The 13,284-nt window shown below is 34.4% G+C and carries 9 protein-coding genes; 5 read left to right on the plus strand and 4 right to left on the minus strand.

What is annotated here, in order from left to right; genetic code table 11:
• Positions 1 to 3,357, minus strand: a 3,357-nt coding sequence (locus tag Q0912_RS11365) for a PKD domain-containing protein (RefSeq protein ID WP_299115136.1), incomplete at its 3' end; no start/stop codon positions are given.
• Between the two features lie 10 nt (positions 3,358 to 3,367).
• Positions 3,368 to 3,829, minus strand: a complete 462-nt coding sequence (locus Q0912_RS11370; protein ID WP_299115138.1) for a hypothetical protein — start codon at positions 3,827 to 3,829, stop codon at positions 3,368 to 3,370.
• Between the two features lie 199 nt (positions 3,830 to 4,028).
• Here Q0912_RS11370 and folE point away from each other — a divergent pair, with 199 nt between their 5' ends.
• The 5 genes from folE (at position 4,029) to Q0912_RS11395 (ending at position 7,916) form a co-directional block, all read left to right on the plus strand.
• On the plus strand, positions 4,029 to 4,706 hold the full coding sequence (gene folE, locus Q0912_RS11375; RefSeq protein WP_299115139.1) for a GTP cyclohydrolase I FolE: 678 nt from the start codon (positions 4,029 to 4,031) through the stop codon (positions 4,704 to 4,706).
• Positions 4,707 to 4,760: 54 nt separating this feature from the next.
• A complete protein-coding gene (gene cysS / locus Q0912_RS11380) occupies positions 4,761 to 6,245 on the plus strand; it encodes a cysteine--tRNA ligase (protein ID WP_299115141.1) in 1,485 nt (494 codons plus the stop codon).
• A gap of 45 nt (positions 6,246 to 6,290) precedes the next feature.
• A complete protein-coding gene (gene yidD / locus Q0912_RS11385) occupies positions 6,291 to 6,524 on the plus strand; it encodes a membrane protein insertion efficiency factor YidD (RefSeq protein WP_299115143.1) in 234 nt (77 codons plus the stop codon).
• Between the two features lie 67 nt (positions 6,525 to 6,591).
• A complete protein-coding gene (lgt, locus tag Q0912_RS11390; RefSeq protein ID WP_299115145.1) occupies positions 6,592 to 7,416 on the plus strand; it encodes a prolipoprotein diacylglyceryl transferase in 825 nt (274 codons plus the stop codon).
• A complete protein-coding gene (locus Q0912_RS11395) occupies positions 7,416 to 7,916 on the plus strand; it encodes a DUF192 domain-containing protein (protein ID WP_299115147.1) in 501 nt (166 codons plus the stop codon). Before lgt ends, Q0912_RS11395 begins: the two co-directional genes overlap by 1 nt.
• A gap of 16 nt (positions 7,917 to 7,932) precedes the next feature.
• On the opposite strand, the gene Q0912_RS11400 is transcribed toward Q0912_RS11395, so the two are convergent.
• A complete protein-coding gene (locus Q0912_RS11400) occupies positions 7,933 to 9,966 on the minus strand; it encodes a PKD domain-containing protein (RefSeq protein ID WP_299115149.1) in 2,034 nt (677 codons plus the stop codon).
• A 152-nt stretch (positions 9,967 to 10,118) separates the two neighbouring features.
• Positions 10,119 to 13,166 (minus strand): protein translocase subunit SecDF, encoded by a 3,048-nt coding sequence (gene secDF / locus Q0912_RS11405; RefSeq protein ID WP_299115151.1) that lies wholly within the window; start codon positions 13,164 to 13,166, stop codon positions 10,119 to 10,121.
• Positions 13,167 to 13,284: the final 118 nt, after the last annotated feature.

Below are 13,284 nucleotides of genomic sequence, written 5' to 3' on the forward strand. Positions count from 1 at the left end.
TATCTCTGTTAAACCATCGGGTACTCCATCGTCACAAACCTCTAATACCGTAGGTACTACGACTGTGGGGAGGGGGTGAGCCATAAATTCAACAATACTGCTATTTGAGCATATTCCTGAAGTTACATACTCTATAAAATAGGTCTCACCTGGCGTTCCGTTGGTGACATCTCCTGTATTAGGATCTATAACGGCAGCATCAACAGGTGCTGGATTAAAACTAAATGTACCGCCTATAGTGCCTGTTATAGTTACCAGACCTCCATCACAAGTTGGCGCTACTGAGAAACTTGCATCGTCAATTGGTAAGGCATTAAAGGTTACTATTTGTGTATCTGAACATACCCCTACTGTAGTGTAGGAAATAGAATAAGAAGCCCCTGGACTACCACCTGTTACTTCACCTGTAGTTACATCAATAACAGCACCATCACCTGGGTCTGGGTTAAAACTAAATGTACCACCTGTAGTACCTGTGATTGTCGCTGTACCACCATCACAAGTTGGTGTTATTGTAAAAGATGCATCATCCGAGGTAAGTACAGTCACATTTTGTGTTGATGATTGTGGACAATTGCCTGCTGTGGTATATTCTACCGTATAAGTCGTACCTGAAACGCCATTGGTTATCGTCCCCGTAGCTGGATCTATTGTCGCACCATCCCCTAAATCAGGATTTAAAACAAATGTACCGCCTGCATCACCTGTTATTATTGCTGTCGCTCCGTCACATGTCGCTGTTAATGTAAAACCTGGGTCATCTAATGTTAATACTGTTAAAACCTGAGTGCTTGATGCAGGACATGTGCCTGAGGTAAGATACTCTATCGTATAACTATCACCTGGGGTTGCATTGGTAACCTCACCTGTAGTAGGGTCTATAACTGCCCCATCTGTTGGAACAGGATTAAAACTAAAGATACCTCCTGTATCACCTGTTATTGTGACTGTACCACCATCACAGGTAGGTGTTACTGTGAATGATGGGTTGTCAATATCAATGACATTAAAAGTTTGAGCATTTGTTGAAGGACACACACCATTTGTAGTATACTCAATTGTATAGGTTGCACCAGAAGTACCACCAGTAACTAAGCCCGTATTAGGGTCAATTACCGCACCATCAGTTGGTGCAGGGTTAAATGTAAATGTCCCGCCTGCTACTCCAGTTACGTTTACAGTAGCTCCATCACAAGTTGGTGTTACAGTAAAAGACGCATCATCTCTTGGGTTAACTACAAGGTTAAATAAAGGGTTTGCAGTAGCATTGTAACAATTAGAATCTCCAGCACTTTCGACTCTAACATAAATTGGTTCAGGATTTATACTATTAGTGTATAAATTTGGGAGTACTCCCGTACCAACATCAGCATCAGCAAAACTTAAATGATAAGTAACATTAAAATCTGTAGCTGCTTGTGATCCTAAAATCCCTAATGTTTGTAAGCTTAAATCAAACTCCTCAAAGCCATCGTTAGAAGGGTCATCGCATAATACTAAATCTGGCACAGCATTAATATCTGGTTGCCCCGCGACATTTAATGTAAATGAAAGTACTTCGTAGCAATTAGAATTTAAATATTCTACTCTTATATATATGATTTCACCATCAGTACCTGAGTAATTATTCAACCCAGCAATGGCTCCTGTATCTGCATCTGCATCTGCTAATGAATTATGGTAGGTCACTACCATATCAGCAGGAATCGTTGAGCTGGCTAATACAACAGCTGTATTTGTTTCTAAATCAAAAATATAGGGAGGCATACCTGTATCGCACACAAATAAATTACTTGGTGTTTCCGTCACAATTTCTGGCAGTACATCTATACACACTTCTTCAGTGTACTCACAACCAAAATCATCCGTAACCCTATATGTATAACAATATTGACCTGCATCTGGTGGCGTTACCGTAATAATATTACCTGCTGTATTTGTAATCGTAGGATCAGCATCCCAAGCTTCATTATCTATAATAGGAGTAAACGATAGCTCAGGAGGTTGAATTGTAGGATCAAAATTTAAAAACCATTCAAAAATATAACCATTATCAATAGCTAAATTGTCAACAATTCTAATACACCAATCGCCATTCAAAGGACTTCCAACAAGACCATTAAAATCTTCGAAAGGTAAATATGTTCCTGGAACCCATGAATTACCAGGAGGGTTTGTACCATTAGTTTCGGTAGGAGCATTAGCTAATAATACCGCTGCACTCATAGAAAAACAATACAACTCACCTGTTCCAGGTGTATTAGTTCCGTCATCGTTTGCACCACCAAAATATGTACCGCCTCCTGCTTGATCAAATAATCGTACTTCCTGTCCATTAGGGCTTTGAATAAAAATATCTAAATCCCCAGAAAACGAGTGCTCCATATTAACACATACCTCAATTAGCTGATTAGGGTCTGTAAGTGTTTGCATAGAATCAAAACAATCTACAGTAATACATGTCTCATATTGAGCACCTGAACCATCAGGCAAAAAGGTAGTTCCACTAACTGGCGGTGTACAATCATTTATAAAAGGTACTGGATTTACTATACCTTCAATAGTGGTTGACTCACCGAAACATATAGTAGATTCAGCAGCAGCAGTACCAGTAAAGTCTGGTTCTGTAGCCACTTGAATAACCTGATTTATTAAATTGGTATTTGAGCACCCATCAGGATCTATGGATGTATTTGTATCACGTATATTTAAGTTAACAATATATACACCAGGATCAGGGTATGAAAATGTAGCAGTTTGTCCAGCTACGGTATTACCATCACCTAAATCCCATTCGTAAGTAGCGCCTGTACCATCAATTTCAAAAATTCCACTTCCATTTAGTGTAATCTCTTCATTAGGGCATACTCGAATATAACCATCACCATTGGGAACAGGCGAGGAAGAATCTATTTGAGAATTTATAACTTGACAGGGCGTTCTACATGAAATGTCTGCAGCCCAGCCTGTAGAATTACCAGTACCGTTTGAAGTAAACTCTAGTGTAAGACATCCACTTGTATTGGCTTCAGTTGCAGATACAAAACCTGGGCTAGTTACTCCTGAAAATTGACCAAATGCTTCTGCAGGATCATTAGTATCACTATTATAAATGGTTAAAACATCAGCGTTAAGCTGTGTTGTAAATTCAGTAAAATCTAATTGAACTCTTTGTCCTGGGTTCTCAGGACATATAGTAAGAATGAAAGTTTCGTCGTTGCCATAATTTCCAAACTCTCCTCCCGAATCGTACAAAACACCACCACATTGATTAAACGTTCCATTTTGCATACTGATATCTTGTGCTATCAATACCGATGAAAATACTATTGAAATTATTGTAAATAAATTCTTCATGCTTAAGTTTTTATTGATATTGAGATTTGATGATGATATAATAATTAGTGCCATCAACTTGGTACATTGAGGCATTTATAGAATGAAATTCAAAATTATACTTTAAAGGATTAAAAGTATTTGGATTAAATTCAGTATCTCGTTTTAAATCTGAGACAAAACTGGTAAATAGAGGGATTTCAGATAGTTTTGGGCAAACTTTTCTTTCGTTCTCATCAGTTATTTGTTTAATTACAACCCTATTCCTAAGAAGTTGTTTCATACTTTTTAACTGAAATGGTTTACTAAAAACATACTTCTCTGCATGTTCACCATATACTTCTGTAATCTGGGCTCGTTCTTTTGAACTAAGTGGTAGTTTAACATTATCATTAAACTTTGCCAAAGGTAGAGGTTGCTTTTGTTTTGTTTGTTGCCCAAATACAGACATAGGCAATAGTAATACAACAAGAATAGTTAGTAATTTGTTCATAGCTTAACCGTAATTTTTAAAGTTTCGAAAATTAAGAAAATTTTGGTAAAACCGCTGTTAATTCGTCAATGTAATTAGCATTTTAACGGTTTTACACATATAACAAGTTCATTTATAAATCTCCTACCCCTTACATGCTATTTTTATTACGTATCTTTGCGCTTTGATTTTTAGAATTTGATTCATAATTTTTATTATAATGAAAATCGATAGTGATTTTAATGATATAGATGCTTTAGGTGATGACCATATTGGTTCTGCAAGTGATACACCTTTAAGGGATGATGCTTTTAAACTAACTAATAGCGAAAAAGTAGAAATTATACAAGATGATGTGAGACACATCATGGAAACTTTGGGACTTGATCTTAATGATGATAGCCTTAATGGCACACCAAATCGTGTCGCTAAGATGTTTGTAAATGAAATTTTTGGCGGTTTAGACCCTAATAAAAAGCCAAATGCTTCAACCTTTGAGAATAAGTACAAGTATGGTGAAATGTTGGTGGAAAAAAATATTACAGTGTATTCTACTTGTGAGCATCACTTATTACCTATTGTAGGCCGTGCCCACGTAGCTTATATTTCTAATGGTACAGTAGTAGGCTTATCTAAAATGAATCGTATTGTAGATTATTTTGCTAAACGTCCTCAAGTGCAGGAACGTTTAACGATTCAGATTGTAAAAGAACTTCAAAGTGTATTGAATACTGAAGATGTTGCCTGTGTCATTGACGCTAAACATTTGTGTGTTAATTCTCGTGGAATTAGAGATATTGAAAGTAGTACTGTAACCTCGGAATTTGGCGGGAAATTCAAAGAAAAAGAAACACGAAGAGAATTTTTAGATTACATTCAATTAGACACTCAATTTTAATTTTATTTTCTCAGACTAGTATTAATTTTATTTTAGATTTTTCATATTTACAATATGCCATTATACAACGATCAAACCCTAAGGATATACAACTCACTTTCTGGCGAAAAAGAAGTTTTTAAACCTATAAGCGATGGCTATGTTGGTATGTATGTTTGCGGCCCTACCGTATACAGCAATGTACATTTAGGTAACGTAAGAACCTTTATGTCTTTTGATATGATTTTTCGTTACTTTAAGCATTTAGGGTATAAAGTACGGTATGTGCGTAATATTACCGATGCTGGTCATTTAGAAAATGATGGTGATGTTGGAGAAGATAAAATAACTAAAAAAGCTAAGTTAGAAGCCATAGAACCGATGGAAATTGTACAACGCTATACTGTAGATTTTCACAATGTATTAAATACTTTTAATTTTTTACCGCCAAGCATTGAACCAACTGCAACAGGTCATATCATTGAACAAATAGAGCTTATTGAAACTATTATTGAGAATGGATTTGCTTATGTTACTAATGGCTCAGTATATTTTGATGTGCATAAATACAACACATCTAATACTTATGGCATTTTAAGTAAGCGAAAACTTGAAGACCTAATACACAATACACGTTCATTAGACGGACAGAGTGATAAAAAGAATCCTCAAGATTTTGCCCTTTGGAAAAAGGCAGAACCTACACACATTATGCGATGGCCTTCTCCATGGAGTGACGGTTTCCCTGGCTGGCATTTAGAATGTACGGCTATGAGCACAAAGTATCTTGGTGAACGTTTTGATATCCATGGTGGTGGAATGGATTTAAAATTTCCTCATCACGAATGTGAAATTGCACAAAACCAAGCTGCTAAGGGAAAAGACCCTGTGAAATATTGGATGCATGCTAATATGCTTGAGCTTAATGGTGCCCGAATGAGTAAATCAACCGGTAATTATATTAACCCTGCAGAATTATTATCTGGTGACAATGATAAAATGTCTAAAGGTTATAATCCTATGGTTGTTCGTTTTTTTATGATGCAGGCCTCGTACAAAAGTATTTTAGATTTGACTGATGCAGGATTAAAAGCAGCTGAAAAAGGTTTTAATAGATTAATGGATTCTATTAATCTAATTGAAAAATTAAAAACTAGTGATTATACTTCGTCTTTTGATGTTAATGTATGGAAACAGAAATGCTATGACGCCATGAATGACGATTTTAATACTCCAATTTTAATCGCCACACTTTTTGATGCTGCTAAATTTATTAACCAAGTTAAAGACGAAAGTGCTAGTATAACTAAAGAAGATTTAGAATTGCTAAAGCAAACCATAGAGACCTTTACTTTTGACATTTTAGGTTTGGTTAATGTCTCAAAAGAAAATTTCGGGACTGATAAATTATCTGGTGCTGTAGAAATTTTAATTAACCTTAGAAAAGAAGCAAGGTTAAATAAAGATTTTGCTTTATCTGATAAAATCAGGGATGAGCTAGCTGAAGTTGGTATTCAATTAAATGATAGTAGGGAAGGCACAACATTTACGACGAATTAGAAGCCAACCCTAAAACCCTATGCTAAGGAAGATTTTACCATTGCTATGAAAAAAATTCTGATTGCGCCTTTTCTATTTTTAATTAAAGTCTATCAAACCTTAATTTCCCCAATTACTCCAGCAACATGTAGATATGAACCCACTTGTTCACATTATACAAAAGAAGCCTTGGAGGTACATGGGCTTTTTAAAGGTGGAAAATTGGCTGTAAAACGTATTTTTAGCTGTCATCCCTTCGGCGGAAAGGGTTATGATCCGGTTCCTCCAAAAGAAGATTAATATTACGTTAATCTCAATTTCAATCATATTCAAAATATTATATTTACAGCATAAATAGAATATATATATGCATCTATTAAAAATATACTGGGATCCTATAAAGTCTATTGATTTAGGTTTTTTTGAACTTCATTTCTACAGTGTTATGTGGATTGTAGCCTTTGTTTTAGGCTTTCAAGTTATAAAGCGTGTTTGGAAAAACGAAAGAGAATCTAATGACTCTTTAGATTCTTTATTTATATATTCTGTTATAGGAATTATGTTAGGTGCAAGATTGGGGCATGTAATCTTTTATCAATCAGAATTAATCTCAGAAGATTTCTTTAGTATCTTTTTGCCTTTTAGTTTTAAAGACGGTATACGGTTTACAGGTTTTCAAGGGTTGGCAAGTCATGGAGCTGCTATTGGTATGATTATTTCAATGTACCTATACAATAAAAAAGTCTTGAAAAAATCTGTGATGTGGATTTTAGATCGCGTTGTAATACCTGTAGCTTTAGGTGCTGTGTTTGTTAGAATAGGTAACTTTATCAATTCAGAAATTATTGGTAAATATACGGGTAGCGATTTTGGTGTCGTCTTTAGACAATTGAGTGAAACAGAACCTAGACATCCTGCACAATTGTATGAAGCATTCTGTTATATTTTTGTGTTTTTAATCCTTTTATATTTCTATTGGAAAACTAAAAAATCTGAACAGCAAGGCTTTTTATTTGGATTGTTTCTTGTTTTACTTTGGACTGTTAGATTCTTTGTAGAATATGTAAAAGAAGCTCAAAATATTGAACGCGCAGATTGGTTGCTAAATACAGGTCAGTTATTAAGTATTCCTTTTATCTTAATTGGTTTGTATTTTATGTTTTTATATAAACCAAAAACCGAATTGAGTTAATGCAGTTAAAAGCTATATTAAGGTATCCTTTATTATTTATTACTCTTGCAACACTTTTTGGTTGTAATGAGAGTAAAACTAATAAAACTGAAGATAAAGTCATTGTCAGTTTTAAAAAGGAAGGTGTATTACATCTTAAAAAAGCAGAATCGGATTCTATTATTAAAACTTTAGATATTGAAATAGCAGATAATGATTATGAGACTCAAACTGGTTTAATGTACAGAACCCAACTAAAGACTAACCATGGTATGCTATTTATATTTCCAGATATGGATTATAGAAGTTTCTATATGAAGAATACTAAAATTCCTTTAGATATTATTTATATAGACGAAAACTATAAAATTGTAAGTTTTCAAAAGAATGCAAAACCTTTTAACGAGGCGTCTCTCCCTTCTGAAGCTCCTGCCCAATATGTATTAGAAATCAATGCCGGGCTTTGTGATGAATGGCAGTTAGAAATAGGTGACCGAATTGCGTTTCTGACTTTAGAGTAATCTAAAATTAATCATTCTATTTTTTAATGATCTTTTTTATGGTTTTTAGACCTATATCTTCATTGTAGATTTCTAAAAAATAATATGCATCTTCCAGTTCATCAATTGAACTTATTGTGATTAGATTATTAGTATTAGAATAAGTTTCCTGAAAAACTAATCGACCGCTTAAATCATAAATATTCACATTTAAGTTTCTACCCAACATTGCTTCTGGCATATCAATTTTTATTAAACTTGTAAATGGATTCGGCAATACTTTTATTTGGTTAGTATTAACATCAACTATACTAAGAAGGTTTCCATCTACTCCATCACAATTTTCATCGATTCCATTACCTTCAGAATCACTAGCATCAGGATTTATTTGATTATTTGAATCGTTACAATCTAAACCATTAGTAACATACCCAAAAGGCGGATTATCAGAACAATCCTCGATAGTATTATCGGAATCACCATAGCCGTCACCATCTAAATCTTCGTAAAATGTTGTAGGTGGTTGACCTTCAGCTGTCATTATTACGCATACCTCCTGAGTATATTCACAACCAAATTCATCTATGGTTCTAAATGTGTAACAATGTTCACCCGCAAAAGATGGTGCAACAGTAATGCTATTACCATTTACTTCAGTAATACTTGGATTAGAATCCCAACTTTGAGAAGCAAAAGTAGGGACATACTCAAAATCTTCTTGTGGTACACTAGAATCAAAATTGAGCTCCCATGAAAAAATATAACCATTATCTATGCCTAGGTTATCTATAATTCTAATGCACCATTCACCATTTAATGGACTACCTATTAATGCATTAAAACTTTCATAAGGAAGATAAGTTCCAGGCACCCAGGAATCACTCGGTGGATTGATTCCATTTATTTCTGTAGGTGCATCAGCTAATAATGTAGTAGCACTCATGGAAAAACAATAATCTTCACCTTCACCTGGCGTAAGCGATTCATCGTCATTTGCACCACCAAAATATGTACCACCTCCAGCTTGATCAAACAATTTAATCTCTTGACCACTAGGACTTTGTATATAAATATCTAAGTCCCCAGAATAAGAGTGCTCAATGTTCATACAAATATCTAGTATTTGCGAAACATCTGTTAATACAGCATCATCCTCAAAACAAGTAACATTTATGCATGTACTATATGCCACTCCGCTTCCATCTGGTAAAAATGTTTCTTCACTTTCTGGTGGTGGACAATTATAAAATAGCAACAAAGGTGTAACAACACCTTCTATTGTAGTTGTATCACCAAAGCATAATGTACTATCAACTGCTTGAGTACCTGTAAAATCTGGTCGCCCAGAAACTCTAATAATTTGATTTATTGTATTTGTATTAGGACAACCATACATAAAATTATCCATGTTAGCATCTCTAATATCTAAGTTTACTAAATATACTCCAGGTTGATTATATGAAATACTAACATTCTCACCTGATGCCGTATTTCCGTCTCCTAAATCCCATGTATAGCTGGCACCAGTTCCGTCAACTTCAAAAATTCCGCTTCCATTTAAATTTATGATATCATCAACACAAACTTCAATTATCCCTTCAGCATTATCTACAGGCATTGTTGAATTTAAAACTGCTGTTATATCTTGGCATGGAGTTGCACAAGAAATATTAGCAGACCATCCTGCAGCATTTCCAGAGTCATTAGAAGTAAATTCTATAGTAAGACAGCCCGTAGGGTTATCAAAACTTGCAAAGGCTAATCCAGGCGATACTGCTCCAGAAAATATACCAATAAGGTCTGCTGTTGTATCATCTCCATCATAAACAGCCATTATATCGGTATCAAGTTGAATTAAAAAATCTTGAAATTCTAACCTAACACGCTGACCAGCTTCTTCAAGGCAAATTGTTAAGATATAGCTTTCGTTATCACTATAATTAGAAAATTCACCACCTGAATCATAGAATATCCCTGAACAAGTAGTAATAGTACCATTTTGCATTAGCACATCCTGACTATAACAATAAGTAAACACAAATGAGAATACAAAGAGTAATACTTTTTTCATATAAAAGTTGATGATTTAGATATTCCCTAATATAGCTCTTTTTTGTATTACTTTTCTTAATGATAGATAAAATGTAAAAAAGGTTTGTTGAGTAACAAAAAATGCCTTTCTTTTCAGAAAGGCATTTTTTATTTTAAACCAGAAAACGATACTTATTCTTGGTCATCTTCTTTAACTTTTTTCTTTAAAGACTCGGCTGCATCTCCTTTCTTAGCTGTATCATACATTAATGGTGTAGCAATAAACATCGATGAATATGTACCCACAATTACACCTACAATTAAAGCAAACAATAAACCTCTTAATGAATCTGCTCCGAATATAAACATAGCTAACAATACCACTAAGGTTGTTACAGATGTATTTAAAGTTCTGCTTAATGTACTGTTCAATGAAGCGTTAATCGTTTTACCAAACTCCCAAGACGTGTGTTCATTTAAGAATTCTCTAATTCTATCAAACACTACAACCGTATCATTAAGCGAGTAACCAATTACAGTTAAAATTGCAGCAATAAAGGCTTGATCGATTTCCATACTAAATGGCATAAACTTCCAGGTTAACGAGAAGATACCCAATACGATCAATACATCATGGAAAACAGCAGCTACTGCACCTAATGAAAATTGCCATTTCTTAAATCTAAATAAGATATAAAGGAATACAACCACTAAAGATCCTAAAACAGCCCAGAACGAAGATTTTTTAATGTCATCTGCAATTGTTGGGCTCACTTTACTCGATAGCATTTTACCTATTTTAGCTTCGCCAGAACCATCCTGAAACTGCGCATAGCTCATACCTGAAGGTAAATAAGGCTTTAAAGCTTCAAATAGTTTGGCTTGTACTTCGTCATCTGCTTCAACAGAATTATCTTCAACTTTATACTTAGTAGATATTTTTAACTGATTTGCGGCACCTATAGTTTTTACCTCAGCACTACCAAATACCGCTGGATCATTCAATACATTGGTAATCTCTTCTGTGCTTACAGGCTGCTCAAAACGCACCTGATACGTTCTACCACCAACAAAATCGATACCTTGGTCTAATTTATTTGTAAATAAAGAAACAACACTTGCAGTTAATAATACGCCTGAAATCACATATGCAATTTTACGTTTCTTTAAGAAGTTAATATTTACATTCTTAAACAACCCTTTAGTCATTGCTGTAGAGAAATCTAATGTTCCTCCTCTATTTACCCACCAATCAATTAATAAACGTGTAATAAATATTGCCGTGAATAAAGACGTTAAAATACCTATAATTAAAGTTGTTGCGAAACCTTTAATTGGACCTGTACCAAATACAAATAAAATTAAAGCGGTTAAACCCGTTGTGATATTGGCATCTAAAATAGATGATAAAGCATTAGAGAAACCATCTTTAATAGATTCCTTTTGAGATTTTCCTTTTGCTATCTCTTCTCGTATACGCTCAAAAATAAGCACGTTAGCATCTACCGAAATACCTATTGTAAGTACAATACCTGCGATACCAGGTAAGGTTAATACAGCACCTAAACTTGCTAATACACCAAAGATTAATAAAATGTTTAATAATAAAGCAATATCAGCAAAAATACCAGCCTTGCCATAATAGAAAATCATCCAAAGTAAAACAAAAGCTAATGCAATAAGGAACGATTTCATTCCACTATCAATCGCTTCTTTTCCTAAAGATGGCCCAACTTCATCAGCTTGTACTATCTCCGCAGATGCTGGTAACTTACCAGCTCTTAAAACGTTGGCCAAATCTACTGCCTCTGTTAATGAAAAAGCACCAGAAATTTGAGAGTTTCCACCTGAGATTCCACCTACTTGGGTTACACCAGGAGCAGAATAAACAATATCATCTAAAACGATAGCAATATTACCATCTTCTTCATTAGCTTTTTTAGTTATTTCTTCCCATATTTTAGCTCCTTTAGCATTCATTTGCATGCTTACTGCAGGTCTGCTTATTTGATCGTAATCTTGTCTAGCATCTGTAATCACAGCACCACTAAGTTGTGGTTCTCCATCTCTATTTCCCTCAATTGCGTATAGTTCTGCCAGTTCAGAATCCTTTTGCTGAATTCCCCAAACAAATTTTGCATAACGCATTTCTGCAGGTAGTTTCGATCTATTTTCTGGAGCATTAAGCGCTTCCATAACTTTCTTCTTATCCTTTGCTAAGAAGTAAGCAACTACAGGACCTCTACCAGGACTTTGTATTCCTAACGGATTAATATCAGCAACATTAGTAGTATCTGATTCTATTTGACCTGTTAATTCATCAATAGCACTAGATGTTGAGTCTTGCTCAACTTCATTAACCTCAGCAACTTCGTCTTCAGAACTATCTTTAGCAGCTTCAACCATAGCTTGGTTCACTTGAGCCACATAGCCAAATATCTCTTGTGCTTTATATGTTTCCCAAAATTGTAATTGTGCTGTCTTAGTAATGATATCTACAACACGTTTTTTATCACGTGCTCCTGGTAATTCAATTAAAATACGACCAGAGTTTCCTAAGCGTTGAATATTTGGCGACGATACACCAAAACCATCAATACGATTACGTAACACCTCAAAAGCTGATACTATAGACTCATCTATTTTACGTTCTAAAACAGTTTTTACTGCATCATCAGACATATCAAATGTTATGTCGTCACTTAAATCTCTATTTGCAAAAATATCAGGAGACGCTAATTTGGTATCTCCTTTAATAGCATCAAATGCTCTAAAAAATGATTCTAAATACGATTCTTGAGCATCTTTCTGTAGCTCTTCTGCATCTGCTAATGCTTTATTAAAAACCGGATCCTTACTATTATTAGCTAATCCAAGTAAAATATCTTTAACGGAAATTTGAATGATCGCATTAATACCACCTTTAAGGTCAAGACCTAATTTCATGGCATTATCCTCAACTTCATTGTAAGTATATTGAGAAACACCAAGGTTATAAACCTCAATAGGCTCTAACTTATCATCAACTTCAATTTTAGAAGTTTTTAAAGAATCTAAGTAATTTATTTCGGCTTGTGTTCTTAATTCTTGATAATCCTTTACTGTTTCGTCGTATTTTGCTACAGCAGCCTGCTTTGCATCATCTTCTATTTGGTTGGCCTTAAATGTAAAGGACAATTGGTAAATACTTACCAAACCAAATAAGATTGCAAACAGTTTAATTATTCCTTTGTTTTGCATTTTGTAATTATTTTATGTCGAAATTTAATCGCGCAAATATAGAGTTTACAACGACATTCGACAATTATTTTTTATTGTATAAATGAATTGTTTATTAGTCTTTTGATTGACTGTTAAG

It is taken from the genome of uncultured Winogradskyella sp. (genome assembly GCF_947498345.1).
GTDB lineage: Bacteria > Bacteroidota > Bacteroidia > Flavobacteriales > Flavobacteriaceae > Winogradskyella.

Excerpts from the sequence above, each read along its gene's own strand:
- yidD (WP_299115143.1), top strand. The coding sequence starts at position 6,291 with ATGAAAAAAATTCTGATTGCGCCTTTTCTATTTTTAATTAAAGTCTAT.
- secDF (WP_299115151.1), bottom strand. The coding sequence starts at position 13,166 with ATGCAAAACAAAGGAATAATTAAACTGTTTGCAATCTTATTTGGTTTG.
- Q0912_RS11400 (WP_299115149.1), bottom strand. The coding sequence starts at position 9,966 with ATGAAAAAAGTATTACTCTTTGTATTCTCATTTGTGTTTACTTATTGT.
- lgt (WP_299115145.1), top strand. The coding sequence starts at position 6,592 with ATGCATCTATTAAAAATATACTGGGATCCTATAAAGTCTATTGATTTA.
- cysS (WP_299115141.1), top strand. The coding sequence starts at position 4,761 with ATGCCATTATACAACGATCAAACCCTAAGGATATACAACTCACTTTCT.
- folE (WP_299115139.1), top strand. The coding sequence starts at position 4,029 with ATGAAAATCGATAGTGATTTTAATGATATAGATGCTTTAGGTGATGAC.
- Q0912_RS11370 (WP_299115138.1), bottom strand. The coding sequence starts at position 3,829 with ATGAACAAATTACTAACTATTCTTGTTGTATTACTATTGCCTATGTCT.
- Q0912_RS11395 (WP_299115147.1), top strand. The coding sequence starts at position 7,416 with ATGCAGTTAAAAGCTATATTAAGGTATCCTTTATTATTTATTACTCTT.